This window comes from Amycolatopsis acidicola (genome assembly GCF_007713735.2).
In the GTDB taxonomy this organism is placed as follows: domain Bacteria; phylum Actinomycetota; class Actinomycetes; order Mycobacteriales; family Pseudonocardiaceae; genus Amycolatopsis_E; species Amycolatopsis_E acidicola.
The window spans coordinates 1-14,458 of sequence record NZ_VMNW02000144.1; the positions used below are offsets into that span (position 1 = coordinate 1).

The 14,458-nt window shown below is 69.2% G+C and carries 13 protein-coding genes; 8 read left to right on the forward strand and 5 right to left on the reverse strand.

Annotated features, from left to right (window positions below):
• From FPZ12_RS43430 to FPZ12_RS43440, 3 genes are all read right to left on the reverse strand, one after another.
• Window positions 1–1,232, reverse strand: a 1,232-nt coding sequence (locus tag FPZ12_RS43430; protein WP_150980779.1) for a phosphatidylglycerol lysyltransferase domain-containing protein, incomplete at its 3' end; no start/stop codon positions are given.
• Window positions 1,233–1,320: 88 nt separating this feature from the next.
• On the reverse strand, window positions 1,321–3,306 hold the full coding sequence (locus FPZ12_RS43435; protein ID WP_144759830.1) for an acetoacetate--CoA ligase: 1,986 nt from the start codon (window positions 3,304–3,306) through the stop codon (window positions 1,321–1,323).
• A gap of 15 nt (window positions 3,307–3,321) precedes the next feature.
• Entirely contained in the window at window positions 3,322–3,948 is a 627-nt protein-coding gene (locus FPZ12_RS43440) for a dienelactone hydrolase family protein (RefSeq protein ID WP_144759833.1), read from the reverse strand.
• Between the two features lie 106 nt (window positions 3,949–4,054).
• Between FPZ12_RS43440 and hisC the strand changes: the two genes are divergently transcribed.
• Complete coding sequence (gene hisC, locus FPZ12_RS43445; RefSeq protein WP_144759836.1) at window positions 4,055–5,113, forward strand: histidinol-phosphate transaminase; 1,059 nt, start codon at window positions 4,055–4,057, stop codon at window positions 5,111–5,113.
• Here the strand turns inward: hisC and FPZ12_RS43450 are convergent.
• Window positions 5,095–5,859, reverse strand: coding sequence for a sulfite exporter TauE/SafE family protein (locus tag FPZ12_RS43450; RefSeq protein WP_144759839.1), 765 nt, complete (start codon window positions 5,857–5,859; stop codon window positions 5,095–5,097). The genes hisC and FPZ12_RS43450 overlap by 19 nt on opposite strands.
• 87 nt (window positions 5,860–5,946) lie before the next feature.
• Between FPZ12_RS43450 and FPZ12_RS43455 the strand changes: the two genes are divergently transcribed.
• From FPZ12_RS43455 to FPZ12_RS43480, 6 genes are all read left to right on the forward strand, one after another.
• Window positions 5,947–7,002: an Rv2629 family ribosome hibernation factor gene (locus FPZ12_RS43455; protein WP_144759842.1), complete on the forward strand. Its 1,056-nt coding sequence runs from the start codon at window positions 5,947–5,949 to the stop codon at window positions 7,000–7,002.
• A 122-nt stretch (window positions 7,003–7,124) separates the two neighbouring features.
• Window positions 7,125–7,562 (forward strand): ATP-binding protein, encoded by a 438-nt coding sequence (locus tag FPZ12_RS43460; RefSeq protein ID WP_144759845.1) that lies wholly within the window; start codon window positions 7,125–7,127, stop codon window positions 7,560–7,562.
• Window positions 7,559–8,368 carry a SigB/SigF/SigG family RNA polymerase sigma factor gene (locus FPZ12_RS43465; protein ID WP_144759848.1) on the forward strand — a complete coding sequence of 270 codons (810 nt, stop codon included), beginning with the start codon at window positions 7,559–7,561 and terminating at the stop codon, window positions 8,366–8,368. Before FPZ12_RS43460 ends, FPZ12_RS43465 begins: the two co-directional genes overlap by 4 nt.
• A gap of 39 nt (window positions 8,369–8,407) precedes the next feature.
• Window positions 8,408–9,355, forward strand: coding sequence for a non-homologous end-joining DNA ligase (gene ligD, locus FPZ12_RS43470; RefSeq protein WP_243770334.1), 948 nt, complete (start codon window positions 8,408–8,410; stop codon window positions 9,353–9,355).
• A gap of 60 nt (window positions 9,356–9,415) precedes the next feature.
• Entirely contained in the window at window positions 9,416–10,345 is a 930-nt protein-coding gene (ku, locus tag FPZ12_RS43475) for a non-homologous end joining protein Ku (protein ID WP_144759851.1), read from the forward strand.
• A gap of 33 nt (window positions 10,346–10,378) precedes the next feature.
• Window positions 10,379–11,860, forward strand: coding sequence for an adenylate/guanylate cyclase domain-containing protein (locus FPZ12_RS43480; RefSeq protein WP_144759854.1), 1,482 nt, complete (start codon window positions 10,379–10,381; stop codon window positions 11,858–11,860).
• Between the two features lie 6 nt (window positions 11,861–11,866).
• Here the strand turns inward: FPZ12_RS43480 and FPZ12_RS43485 are convergent, their stop codons facing one another.
• The gene (locus FPZ12_RS43485; RefSeq protein WP_144759857.1) at window positions 11,867–12,865 is read right to left on the reverse strand and encodes a beta-ketoacyl-ACP synthase III; all 999 of its coding nucleotides are present in this window, start codon (window positions 12,863–12,865) and stop codon (window positions 11,867–11,869) included.
• A gap of 140 nt (window positions 12,866–13,005) precedes the next feature.
• Between FPZ12_RS43485 and FPZ12_RS43490 the strand changes: the two genes are divergently transcribed.
• Window positions 13,006–14,115: a winged helix DNA-binding domain-containing protein gene (locus FPZ12_RS43490; protein WP_424923704.1), complete on the forward strand. Its 1,110-nt coding sequence runs from the start codon at window positions 13,006–13,008 to the stop codon at window positions 14,113–14,115.
• Window positions 14,116–14,458: the final 343 nt, after the last annotated feature.

Here is a 14,458-nt window from a genome sequence, read left to right on the forward strand (position 1 = left end):
GCCGTCACCAGCACGGAACCCGCGTCCCCCATCCGCCCCAGCGCCATCGAGAAACCGCGCTCGGTGTCGCTGCCGCGCCAGTTCGCGGCGAGCGCTTCGAGCTCCGCCAGCTCGCGTTCCTGCAAGTCCTCCGTGCGGCGCACCCTCACCTCGTAGCCCGCCCGCTTGGTGCGCGAGACGGCTTGGCGGACGCCCCGCATGACACGCCCTTCGAGAGTGAAGGTCTCCGCGTTCACCACGGCCTCGTCGCCGATCTCCAGTACGTCCAGGTGGAACCGCGACCAGACGGTCGCCCCCAGCTCCGAACACCCCATCGCGGCCGGCACCCAGCCGTGCACCCGGCACACCTCGAGGAACTCCTCGATCGCGCCCGGCCACGCTTCGCTGTCCCCCAGCGGATCCGCGGACGCGACCGCGGCACCGGCGATGACCCGGTAGGTCACCGCCGCCTTCCCGGTCTTGGAGAACACCACGAACTTGTCGTCCCGCAAGGCGAAGTAGCCCAGCGAGTCCCGCGCGCCGTGCTGGGCCAGGAGCTCACGCAGTTTCGACTTGTCGTCCTCCGACAGGTGCGGCGCCGGCTCGGCCGAGCGCAGCAGGAAGTAGGCCGCGATCAGCACCGCGCCGAGCCCGAACAACAGCCCGACGGACGTGGTGAGGTCCTCCAGCCAGCCCACGTTGAACACGACCGGCCCGCTGACTCCCAGCAGCGCCAGCGCGGATTCCGCGAGCCTGTCCTGGAAACTCGACGGCTCGAGCACGCTGCGCGGCGCGAACGACAACATCGCGAGATTGATCACAAGCCCGGCGACCAACAGCTGCAGGAACACCCGCGCCCACCGCCACTTGCCGGTCACCGGATCGGGCAGCGCCACGAAGTACCGCCGGTTCAGCACCAGCGTCACGGCCAGCCCGATCGAAACGAGCCCCGGGCCAACGACGTGCTGCTGCAACCCCAAGTGCGACAAGGCCAGCACCACACTGGCCGCCATCGCCAGCTGCCACGCCCGGCGCTTCCGCCGCCGCAACCCGGTCGCCAGCATGATCAACAACACCCCGACGACCAGCACGACCGTGGCCGCGGCCGTCGTGGCGTCCTGGGGCAGGCCGAGCCATCCCGCCACGTGACCCCGTGCCCGTCGCCCCGCGGGCACGACCACCGAAATCACCGCGAGGAGCCCGACCAGCCTGGTCACCCAGGTGATCGCCGCGACGGAAGCCGCGCCGGTCAACCGCCACAGCGCCGGCGCGTGCGGATGCGCCCGCTGCTCATCCCCGGTCAAGGCCCTCCCCGCCAAACCCCGTGCCCCCTTTTCTCGACTACCTGCCCCGCGCCAGCTCGACGAACGGCCGCAGTGCCTCCGGGTTCGCCAGCGCGTCCCGGCTCACCGCCCGGTCCGGCTCCGCCCCGGCGAGGATCTTTTTCACCGGGACCTCACACTTCTTACCGTTGAGCGTGCGGGGCACCGCAGCCACCTCGACGAACCTGTCGGGTACGTGTCGCGGCGAAAGTTCCGCCCTGAGCTGCCGCCTCAGCGCCGGCTCGACGTCGGCCAAGATCGCACCGGGCGCCATCACGACGAAACACAACAGCTCACCGTCCGTATTCCCGGCACCCGAGGTGTCAATCACCAGTGAGTCCGCGATCTCCTCGAACCCCTCGACGACCCGGTAGAACTCGGCGGTACCCATCCGCACCCCGCCGCGGTTGAGCGTGGAGTCACTGCGCCCGTAGATCACCGCCGAACCGCGCCCGGTGATCCGGATCCAGTCCCCGTGCCGCCAGGCGCCGGGGAAGTACTCGAAGTAGGCCTCGCGCAGCCGTGTGCCGTCCGGGTCGTTCCAGAAGAACACCGGCATCGACGGCATCGGCCTCGTCACCACCAGCTCCCCGACCTGTTCGATCACCGGGTTGCCGTCGTCGTCGAACGCCGCGAGCGCCGCGCCGAGCGACGCACACGACAGTTCGCCCATCCACACCGGCTTGTCCGGTGCCGAGCAGACGAACGCCGCGCACAGGTCCGTGCCGCCGGACACCGAGCAGATCTGCACGTCCCGGCTGATCTTGTCGGCGATCCAGCGGAACCCCTCGACGCTCAACGGCGCCCCGGTGGACCCGATGCCGCGCAACGCGGACAGGTCGAACTCGGCCCCCGGCGTCAGGTGCGCCTTGAGGCAGCTTTGGATGAACGGCGCGGAGGTGCCGAAGTAGCTGATCCGGTGCTGCTCGGCCAGGCGCCACAACGCGTTCAGGTCCGGACTGCCCGGGCTGCCGTCGAAGAGCACGATCGTGCTACCGACCAGCAGCCCGGCGATGAGGAAGTTCCACATCATCCAGCCCGTGGTGGTGAACCAGAAGAACCGGTCACCCGGGCCGAGATCCATTTGCAGCGCAAGGGCTTTCAGGTGCTCCACGACGATCCCGCCGTGCCCGTGCACGATCCCCTTCGGCAGCCCGGTGGTGCCCGAGGAGTAGAGCACCCACAGCGGATGGTCGAACGGGACGGGCTCGAACTCCAGCGCCGCGCCCTCGTGCCGGGCCAGCAACGCCTCCCAGCCGAGCGCGCCCTCGAGGCTCCCGCCGCCGACGTAGTCGACGAGCACGGTCGCCTTCAGCGACGGGATTTCCTCGCGCAGCTTGGTGATCGTCGGCCGGACGTCGAACGAGCGTCCATTGTAGACATACCCGTTGACCGCGATGAGCACCTTCGGCTCGATCTGGGTGAACCTGTCCGACACCGCGCGCACCCCGAAGTCCGGTGAGCACGAGGACCAGATCGCGCCGAGGCTCGCCGCGGCGAGGAACGCGACCAGCGTCTGCGGGCAGTTCGGCGCCAGGGCGACGACGCGATCACCTTTGCCCACACCGAGTCCGGCCAGCGCGGCGCGCGCGGCGGCCACCTGCGCGCGCAACTCGCCGTAGGTGAGCTGCGCCTCCAGCCCGTCCTCGCGGTGGAAGATCACCGCCAGCTCGTCGTCCGCCTTCGGGGCACCGGCGACACCACTGGACAACGCGTGCTCCGCGTAGTTCAGCGTGCCGCCGGGGAACCACCGCGCGCCGGGCATGCTTTCGTCGGCGAGCACCCCGCCCGGCTCGTCGTGCCAGCGCACACCGAGGAAATCCGCCACCCCGCCCCAGAAACCGGTCAGGTCGGTGGTGGAGAACCGCCACAGCTCGTCGTAGTCCTCGACGACGACGTCGCGCTCGGTGCGCAGCCAGTCGCGGAATGCCTGGATCCTCGTTTCGGCGACCTGCTCGGGACGTGGCCGCCAGAGGACTTCGGGGGTGTCAGCAGCGTTGGTCACCCGCCGACTTTACGTTCAGCGGAGGTGCGCGTCGAACCAGTTGAGGGTGCGCTGCCAGGCCTCCACCGCCGCGTCCGGGTCGGCGTCGAAACGGTGGTTCGCGCCCGGGTAGCGGACGACGTTCGTCACCACGCCCGACATCGCCGCCGCGTCCCGCAGCTTCTCCACGTCCGCCGCCGCGAGCTCGTCGCCGGCGTCGCCGTAGATGCCGAGCCACGGGCTGGTCAGCTTGCCCGCGATCTCGACCAGCGCGGGCAGCTCGCCCTGGCTCTGCCCGCCGACGCTCACCGCGGCGCCGAGCTTGCGGTTGGAGGCGACCACGAGCGCCGCCAGCCCGCCGAGGTCGAACCCGACGACGCCGAGCAGATCGGCCTGCACGCCGTGCTCGACCAGCCAGGCCAACGTGATGTCCGTCGCGGCCAGCACGTCGTCCTGCTTCGGCTCGAGCGGCATGTGCGGCGCGACCGCGAGCCAGCCTTCCTCCGCGAGACTGGTGATCAGCAGCCGCACCCCATCGGAGATCCCGTCGGCCTCGTGCAGCACGACCAGGCCACCGCGCACCGCGTTCTCCGGTTCGGCGAAGGTCAACTCGATCGCGCGACCGTCCTCGCGCTTGTAGTGCTGGGTGTGCGTCTGCGTCATCTCACCACTCTTCCACCTCGCGGTGAACAGAAGTCAACATAAGGGTCATCACCCTGCACGAGATACCGTGACAGCAGTGGCCTTTTCCCCCAGAAGGAGCATCGCAATGCCCGTGCAGCCCCGCGTCGATCTCGATTCGTTACCCAGCTACGTCGCGGGACGCAGCGTGCCGGGCGCGATCAAACTGTCGAGTAACGAGACTCCCGGCGGCCCGTTGCCGAGCGTGAAGCAGGCGATCGCGGACGCCAGCGAGAACATGAACCGCTATCCCGACATCAGCGTCGCCAAGCTGGCGGCGCGGCTGGCCGAGAAGCTCGGCCTGCCCGTCGAGGAGATCGCGGTCGGCTGCGGTTCGGTCGCGCTGTGCCAGCAGGTCGTGCAGGCGATGTGCCGCGAGGGCGACGAGGTGCTGTTCGCGTGGCGCTCGTTCGAGTCGTACCCGATCGTCACGCAGATCGCGGGCGCGACGTCGGTGCGGGTCCCGCTGGACGGCACGCAGACCCACGACCTCGACGCGATGGCCGCCGCGATCACGCCGAAGACCCGGCTGGTCTTCGTGTGCAACCCCAACAACCCGACCGGCACCGCGGTGCGCAAGCAGGAGCTGGAGCGCTTCCTGGACCGCGTGCCCGAGGACGTGCTGGTGGTGCTCGACGAGGCGTACACGGAATTCGTCACCGACGCCGACGTGCCCGACGGCATCGACTACGTGCGCTCGCGGGAGAACGTGGCCGTGCTGCGCACTTTCTCCAAGGCGTACGGGCTCGCCGGACTGCGGGTGGGCTACTTCGCCGGCCCGGCGCAGATCGCCGACGCGGTGCGCAAGGTCTACATCCCGTTCAGCGTCAACTCGCTCGCCCAGATCGCGGCGATGGCGTCACTGGACGCGGAGGAAGAGCTGCTCGCCCGCTGCGAAACCATCGCCGTGGAACGCGACCGCGTCCGCGCGGAGCTCGTCGAAGCCGGCTACGACGTGCCGGACACGCAGGCCAACTTCGTCTGGCTTCCGTTGGGCGACAAGGCACTCGAGTTCGCCGAGCACACGCTGGCGAACAAGGTCGTGGTACGCGCGTTCGCCGGTGACGGGGTCCGCGTCACGATCAGCCACCACGACGAGAACGACCTGTTCCTGCACGCGGCCCGCAGCTACCGCAGCACCAGCTGAACGATCGCGGCCACCCCGACGACCACGATCACGCCACGCAGCACGGTGGGCGGCAGTTTGCGGCCGATCTTCGCGCCCAGCTGCCCACCCAGCGTGGAGCCGACGGCGAGCAGGCCGACCACCGGCCAGCTCACCGGCGCGACGAACGCGTAGATCGCCCCGGCGACGATGTTCACCACGGCGGAGAGCACGTTCTTGATCCCGTTGAGCCGCTGCAGCGAATCGGTCAGCAGCATGCCCATGACGCCCATGAGCATCACGCCCTGCGCGGCCGTGAAGTACCCGCCGTAGATGCCGATGAGGAAGATCAGGAACAGCAACAGGAAACCGCCGTGCGGCTTGGCATCGGGCTGTTCCTCGCGGCGGCGTGCGACCTGCCGGGAGACCCACGGCTGCACGATCACCAGCACCACGGCGAGCCCGACCAGTACCGGCACGATCTTCTCGAAGGCGTCCGGTGGCAGGGAGAGCAACAGGATCGTGCCGCCGATGGCGCCGAGGAACGACGCCACGCTGTACCGGACGAGGCGCGGCCCTTGTCCGGTCAGCTCGTGCCGGTAGCCGATCGCGCCGCTGACCGTGCCGGGCGCGAGCCCGATCGCGTTCGACGTGGTGGCGGTCACCGGCGGATAGCCCAGCGCCACCAGGACCGGGAACGTGACCAGGGTGCCCGAGCCGACCACGGCGTTGATCGCGCCCGCCCACACCCCGGCCAGTAGCACCAGCACCGCATGCCACCAGCTCACGCGTTCCCCTTCGCCTCGCCGATCATCGCCACGCCCCTCAGTCAACAACACGTTTTGCCAGGGAAACGCAGGGGTACCTCGGGGGCCATGCAGACGACGACGCTACGCCCACTGGTCGACGCCTCCGGTCCGTTCACGGCCGTCTACTTCGAAGACAGCCACGAGACCGAGGACGCGGCCAAGCAACTGGAGCTGAAGTGGCGGGATCTGCGCGAGCGCCTCGCCGCACAGGACGCGCCCGAGAACTCGCTGGACGCGCTGGAATCGGCCGTCCGCGGAAGCCCGCCGCCGGTGGGCCGCAGCGGACGGGCCCTGCTCGCCGCAGGCGGAAAGGTCGTGGTGGACGAGCAGCTGGACGAACCGCCGGCGGAGCCGCTCGCCCGCGTTTCCGAACTGCCGTACGTACTCCCGCTGACGCGCTACGCGGAGCCGGGCATCAAGCACGTCGTGGCCACCCTGGACCAGGTCAACGCCACAGTCGTCGCCTACGACGAACACGGCGAAGCAGTCAGTGCCGACGACGTCGAGGGCCGCGACCACCCCGTGCACCAGGCCCGCGGCGGCGGCCCGGCCCCGCACGACATGCAGCCACGGGTCGAGGAAACGGTGCGGCAGAACGCCAGGGAGATCGCCGAGGACATCACGAAGGTGGCCGACCGGGTCGGCGCGGAGATGGTGCTGCTGGCCGGCGAAATCCAGGGCCGGCGCGCCGTGCACGAGGAGTTGCCCAAGCGGATACAGGAAATCGCACGGGAGGTCACGCACACCGACGTGGTCGAGGAACTGGTGACCGCGACCAAGCAACGCCGCCGGGACAGTGTTCTCGAGCGGTTCCGGGCCGAGCTCGGGCGTGAAACCGGGCTGGCCGTCGAGGGTTTGGAGGCTGTGACGACCGCGCTGATCGAGGGGAACGTCGAGACGCTGCTCATCGGCGATCCGGGCGACCGGACGGTGTTCCGCGGCGCGGAACCCACCCAGCTCGCCGTGAGCGAAGCCGAGCTGCGCGCGTTCGGCGCCACCGAGGCACACGAACACCGTGCCGACGAGGCCATCCCGTTCGCGGCCATCGCGGTGGACGCCCAGCTGGTCGCCGTGGACAGCGATCTCACCGAGGGTTTCGGCGCGCTCCTCCGGCACGCCTGATCTGGTCCGGACAACCGAAGAAACTGCTACGCAAAGCTGTTGAGCGAGGGCGCCGCCGAGCAAGGTTCGCCCGATCGAGGCATGATGATGCGCAGGCAGTGTTCAAACCATGGCGAGGTGAAATGACCGGCTGGGAACCCCCGCCCCTGCATGCACGCAACGACATCGAGCTCTGGCTCGGCGCCGATCTGGGGCACCTGCCCATCGTGCGGTCCGTCGTCGCGACCATCGCGACCCGGGCGGACTTCGATCTCGACGCGATCGCCGATCTGCGCCTCGCCGTCGACGAAGCCTGTTCCACGCTCATCACCAGAGCCGTGCCGGGCAGCGCCATGCGGTGCCGCTTCACCGTCTCCGGTGACGAGCTCACGTTCACCGGCACCGTGCACTCGGAGTCCGGCAGCGCGCCGAGCACGAAGTCGTTCGGCTGGAAGGTGCTGACCACCCTCACCGACTCGGTCGACACGCACGTCACGTCCAACGGGCAGCACGGCCATCAGGTGGACATCGAACTGGCCAAACGCCGAGTGGTGGTCGACGCGCCAGGGGCGGGCGCGTGACCGGCTCCCGAGCCGAGCCAGCAAAGCCCACGTCGTCCAACGAATACGAGCACCTAGCTCCGCTGTTCGAGGAACTCGCGTCGCTGCGCGAGGACGACCCCCGTCGCGCCGAGCTGCGCGACGAACTGGTGACCGGGCACCTCCCGCTGGCGGAGCACATCGCGCAGCGGTTCTCCGGACGCGGAGTCGCCAAGGAGGACCTGGTCCAGGTCGCCACCGTGGGGCTGATCAACGCGGTCGACCGGTTCGACGCCGGGCGTGGCTCGGACTTCCTGTCGTTCGCCGTGCCGACCGTGATGGGCGAAGTGCGCAGGCACTTCCGCGACACCGGCTGGCTGGTGCGCGTGCCGCGCCGGCTCAAGGAACTCCACCTTTCGATCTCCAGCGCGAACACCGAACTGGCACAACGGCTCGGCCGCGCGCCGACGCCGAGCGAAATCGCGGCGCACCTGAACATCAGCCAGGACGAGGTGTTCGAGGGGCTCGAAGCGGGCAACGCGTATCACTCGATGTCGTTGGACGAGGTGCTTTCCGGCGACACCGAGAATCTCGCGCTCGGCGACACGCTCGGCGAGGAGGACTCCGCGCTGGAAGGCGTCGAGAACCACGAAGCGCTGCTCCCGCTGATCCAGGACCTGCCGGAGCGGGAACGCAAGATCCTCGGCCTGCGGTTCGTGCACAACATGACGCAAACCCAGATCGCGGAACGGATCGGGGTCTCGCAGATGCACGTCTCGCGGCTGCTGGCCCGCACGCTGGAGCGCCTGCGCGACGGGCTGACGGAGAAGGACGAAAGCGCCTTATAGCACCGTTTCGTCCTACCGGACCGGGGGTACCCGATGATCATGGAGGTCGAGCCAGGCTGGCGTGAGCCCATGCTCGCCACGCTGACCCAGCGGCGTTTCTCCAGCGAGGACTGGTTGTTCGAGCGCAAGCTGGACGGCGTGCGCGCGATCTGCTCGCGCGCCGGGGGCGATCCCGTGCTGTGGTCCCGAAACCACAAGGACATCAGCGCCTCGTACCCCGAGATCGTCGAAGCGCTGGCGAAGTGCGGCGGCACGCATTTCGTTGCCGACGGCGAACTCGTCGCCTTCGACGGGCAGCAGACCAGCTTCGCGCGGCTCCAGCAACGGCTGCACCTGACCGACCGCAACCGCATCGAGGCCACGGGCGTGCAGGCTTACTACTACCTGTTCGACCTGCTGGTGTTCGACAACTCGGACGCCACGTCCCTGCCGCTGCGGCAGCGGAAACAGTTGCTGCACAAGGCTTTCGACTGGGAAGACCCATTGCGGCACTCGAACCACCGCAACGGTGACGGTGAGGAGTACTTCCGCTACGCCTGCGCGCACGGCTGGGAAGGGCTGATCGCGAAACGCGCCGACGCGCCGTACCGGCCGGGCCGCTCCGCGGACTGGCTGAAGTTCAAATGCGTGCGGGACCAGGGATTCGTGGTGGGCGGCTACACCGCGCCGGGCGGCTCGCGCAGCGGGTTCGGCGCGTTGCTCGTCGGCTACTACGAGCAAGGAAAGTTGCGCTACGCGGGCAAAGTCGGCACCGGGTACACGGAAGCCGTCTTGCGTGAGCTGTCCGGCACGCTGGGCGAACTCGGGCGCGGCCGTTCCCCCTTCGCCGATCGCGTCGCGGAACGCGGGCCGAGCTGGGTGGAGCCGCGACTGGTGGTGCAGGTGCGGTTCTCAGAGTGGACCACCGACGGCAGGCTGCGGCATCCGCGGTTCGTGGGGCTGCGCGACGACAAAGCGGCCGAAGAGGTCGTGCGGGAGCAGCGATGAACCGCATTTCCCCGCCGGGCAAGGTTTTGCCGGCGCGTCGGCTGAGCTAGGAGGCAGGGCATGGCACGGGCGATCTGGAGCGGCGCGGTCAACTTCGGGCTGGTGACCGTGCCCGTCGAGCTGTACAGCGCGACCGAGGACCACACCGTGCACTTCCGCCAGTTCGAACGCGGCACGTCCGACCGGATCCGGTACCGGCGGGTCAACGAGCGCACCGGGGACGAGGTCGACTTCGAAAACATCATCAAGGGCTACGACCTCGGCGACGGCGAATACGTTCTGGTGGAACAGGAAGAGCTGGACGAGATCGCACCGGGCCGGTCCCGTTCGATCGACATCGAGGCGTTCGTGGAGCTGGCCGAGATCGACCCGGTGTACTTCCAGAAGAGCTACTGGCTGGCGCCGGCCAAGGAGGAGTTCGGCCGTGCGTACGGGCTGCTGGTGCAGGCGATGGAGCGCACGGGGAAGGCGGGCGTGGCGCGGTTCGTCATGCGCGGACGGGAACACATCGCGGCGATACGCGCGCGCGACGACGTGCTGACGCTCGACACGTTGCTGTTCGCCGAAGACCTGCGCGACCCGTCGAAGGAGCTGCGGAAACTGCCGGGGAAGGCGAACGCCCGCGGCAAGGAGCTGGACATGGCGGTCAGCCTGATCGACTCGATGACCGAGGAGTGGCGGCCGGAGGAGTACCACGACACCTACAACGAGCGCGTGCTGAAGCTCGTCGACGACAAGAAGGCGGGCCGGAAGGTGTCGGTGGAGGAAGCGCCTTCGGAGCCGACGAAGGTGGTGGATCTGTTCGAAGCGCTCTCGCGCAGTGTGGAGAAGCGGCGCAAAGGCTCGTCCGGGCAGAAGACGCCGAAACTGTCCGAGCTGACCAAGACCGAGCTGGACAAGATGGCCAGGGAGCTCGAGATCAAGGGCAGGTCGAAGATGTCGAGGGCGGATCTGGAGAAGGCGATCGGCTCCTCGCGGCGCGCTTCCTGACCGCCGCGCGGCGCCCGGCCATACGATCACGGGGTGCGTAGGGTCGTTCGGTTCGCGAGGTTTCGCGTGACGCTGCGCACCGCGCTGGGTTTCGTCGGCCTGGGTGTCGGCTCGAGCGTGTTCGGCGCCGCGGCCGTCGCCCTGCTGCTGGTGTTGCAAGGGCTGCCCGCCGACCTGGCCGAACACAACTGGATCTTCGTGCTGTGCGCCGCGATCTACGTGGCGTTCGCCGTCATCGTCGGTTCACTGTGGACGGCCGTGCTGCACCGGCGGACGGCGCTGTGGTTCGCACGCGGCCGCAAGCCGACACGGGCCGAGGCGGAGCTGGCGTTGCAGCTGCCGGTGCACATGGCCGAGATCAGCGGGTCGCTGTGGCTGGGCGGGACGGTGTTCCTCGGCGCCATCACGCCGTTGCTGGGCTCGTGGCTGGACATGCTCGCGGTCACCCTCACCATCGGGCTCGGCGGACTGCTGACCGTCGGGCTGATGTACCTGACCGCGGAATGGGTCGGCAGGCCGATTTCGACGCTGGCGCTGGAGGTCAGCCCGCCGGACCAGAGCATCGCCGTGACCGTGCGCGCGAAGCTGGTGCTCACGTGGGCCGTGGCGAGCGGGGCGCCGCTGCTCGGGGTGCTGATCATCGCCGCACCCCCGAACCTCGGCAACGCCGACGACACGAGCAGCCTGATCCTGCTGGCCATCATCGGTCTCGTATCCGGCGCGCTGGGCACCGCGCTGCTCGCCCACTCGGTCGCCGCGCCGCTGAAGCAGCTGCGGATCGCGGTGGGTCTGGTCGAGCGTGGCCGCACCGACGTGCAGGTACGGGTCGACGACGCCAGTGAGCTGGGGCAGCTGCAGGTGGCGGTGAACAACATGGTCTCGGGGGTGCGCGAACGGGATCGGATGCGCGACCTGTTCGGCAGGCACGTCGGCGACGAGGTCGCCCGGCACGCGCTCGAACACGGCGCGGACCTCACCGGCGACGTGCGCGAGGCGACGGCGTTGTTCGTGGACGTGGTCGACTCGACAGCGCTCGCCTACCAGATGCCGCCGGACGAGTTGGTGCGCAAGCTGAACCGGCTGTTCGCCAGCGTGGTCAGTGCCGTGGACGCCCGCGGCGGCCTGGTGAACAAGTTCCAGGGCGACGCGGCCCTGTGCATCTTCGGCGCCCCGACCCGGCTGGCCGACCCGGCGACAGCGGCTCTTTCGGCGGCGCGCGCCATCCGGGACGCCGTGAAGGAGTCCGGCGAGCTGGATCTTGGGATCGGCGTGGCCAGCGGGCCCGTGTTCGCGGGTCAGCTGGGCACCCGGAGTCGCCTGGAGTACACGGTGATCGGGGATGCCGTGAACGAGGCCGCCCGGCTGACCGAGCATGCGAAGAAGGTCTCCGGCCGCGTGCTCGCGAGCGATGCCGTACTCGAAGCGTGCTCCGCGTCGGAACGGGAGCAATGGACCACGTACCGGAAGATTCGCCTGCGCGGGCGCCGTGTCGTCACGGCGACCTGGACGGCCTGAGGACGGTCAGCCGGGCTTGACGTCCGGCCAGGTCAGCAACGTCGAACCCCACGTCAACCCGGCGCCGAAGGCCGTCAGCAGCACCCGGTGGCCCGGCAGCAGACCGCCGTCGTCGCAGGCGTCGGCGAGCGCGAGCGGGATGGAGGCGGCGCTGGTGTTCCCGACGTTCGCGATGTTGGCGACCACCCTGTCCTGCGGCAGCCCGAGTTGCTTGGCTGTCGCGGTGAGGATGCGGATGTTGGCCTGGTGCCCGACGAACCGGTCGACGTCATCGACCTCGAGCCCGGACTGTTCGAGCACCGCGCGCGCCGACTCGGCCATCCGGGCGCAGGCGTGCCGGAAGACGGCGGTGCCCTGCATGGTCAGGAAATGGTCGTGCGGGTTTTCGGCGTGGCGTTGCTTGGCGCCGCCTGCCGGAACGATCAGCAGGTCGGCCAGTTCGCCGTCGCTGTGCAGGTCGAACGGGCCGATCGCACCCGGCTCGTCCGGGCTGCCCGCGCGGAGCACGACCGCTCCGGCGCCGTCGCCGAAGATCGGGATCGTGCCGCGGTCGTCCGGGTCGCAGAGCCTGCTGAACACGTCGGCGCCGATCACCAGTACCCGCTGCGCCATTCCGCCGGCGATGAGGCCGCCCGCCGTGGCGAGCGCGTAGACGAACCCGCTGCACACCGCGTTGACGTCGAACGCGGCGATTCCGTTCAGGCCAAGGCCGGAAGCCACCTGCGGCGCGCTCGCCGGGCAGAGCTGGTCCGCCGTCGACGTGGCCAGTACCAGCGCGTCGACGACATCGGATCCCGCGCTGCGCAAAGCGTTCCCACCCGCGCGCACCGCAATGTCCACTGTGGACGTATCCGGATCGGCGATGTGCCGCTGCCGGATACCGGTGCGAGTGCGGATCCACTCGTCGGAAGTATCCAGCCGTTGCGAAAGTTCTTCGTTGTCCACCACTCGCGGCGGTAGCCAGGCACCGAGCCCGGCCAGGACCGCGCCGTGCCCCGTCTGCATGGCTCGGTTGTAGGGCCTACCACTCGGTAGACCGGCGAGTTGTGTTCCAGGTCACTGGACGCTTGCCCCAGAAGGACTACCTGGGTAGGAAATTCCGCTGCGGACAGAGTTCGGCCGCATGGGGTTCTAGGCTGCTGTTCGTGCAGGTTCTGAGTACTCGCGCGCTCAACCGGGCGCTCCTCGCGCGGCAGTTTTTGTTGCGGCGAGTGAAGGTGTCGCCACTGGCCGCGGTGCACCATCTTGTCGGCCTGCAGGCGCAAGCGCCGTTCCCACCGTATTTCGGGTTGTGGTCGCGGCTCCACGGATTCGCGCCCGACGATCTCGGCCGGTTGTTGCTGGATCGCTCGGCGGTGCGGCTGGCGTTGATGCGCGGCACGGTGCACCTGGTGACAGCGTCCGACAGTTTGTTCTTGCGACCCTTGGTGCAGCCGTTGCTCGACCGAGACCTCCGCACCAACACGACGCACGCCGGCGCATTGAAGGACCTCGACCTGGGCAGGCTCGCCAAGGAAGCGAGGGCCATCCTCGCGGAGCGCGCCTGCACCGGGGCCGAACTGGGCAAGGCGTTGGCCACACGCTGGCCGGAGAGCACCCCGGCCGCCCTGGCCCATGCGGCGCGAGGTTTGTTGCCGTTGGTGCAGATCCCGCCACGGGCGGTGTGGGGCAGGAGCGGCCAACCCGTCTACGCGACAGCCGAGGAGTGGCTGGGGCGCCCGCTAGACGCCGAGGCATCAGCCGAAGAGCTGGTGCGACGATACCTGGCCGCATTCGGCCCGGCGACCGTGAACGACGTTCAGGCATGGAGCGGCCTGACGCGCCTGAACGAGGTGGTCGACCGGATGCGGCCGACACTGGCCATCTTCGCCACCGAGGCGGGGCAGGAACTGTTCGACCTGCCCGACGCCCCGAGGCCCGCCGCGGACACCCCGGCGCCGCCCCGCTTCATCGCCGAGTTCGACAACCTCCTGCTCTCCCACGCCGACCGCACCCGCGTGATGTCCGAAGACAGCCGGAAACGGGTCTTCGGCGTCCGCAACGGCGTCTTCCCCGGGACCGTTCTGGTGAACGGCTTCGTGCGGGGAACTTGGAAGATCGCCAACCAGCGAGGATCGGCGACCCTGACGGTCGAGGCGTTCGACCGTATATCCAAAAAGGACACCGACGCCCTGGAAACCTCCGGCCGGCGGCTGCTTCAGGTCGCCTCCCCCGACACCACCCACGAGGTCCGCTTCAACGCGGTCTCCGGGTGAGTCGTAGCCGCGCACGGAATGCGCAGGGGATGTGACTTCTCGTAGGCGTGAGGCGGTTCCGGCCAAGCGTCGCGCGTCGGGGTTGTGGTTGCCCTTGCGCTGGTCCTCGTCCTGGTCTCTGCCCGTGTCCTCGTCCTGCCCTTGCGCTCGTCCTTGTCCCTGCCTCCGCCCTGCCCTTGCGCTCGCCCGTGTCCTCGTCCTGCCCTTGCGCTCGTCCTCGTCCTGCCCTCGTCCTGCCCTCGTCCTGCCCTCGTCCTGCCCTCGTCCTGCCCTCGTCCTCGTCCTGCCCTGTGCCCTCGTCCCGCCCTTACCTCTGCCCCCTTGCCCCTGCCGACTCCAGCCC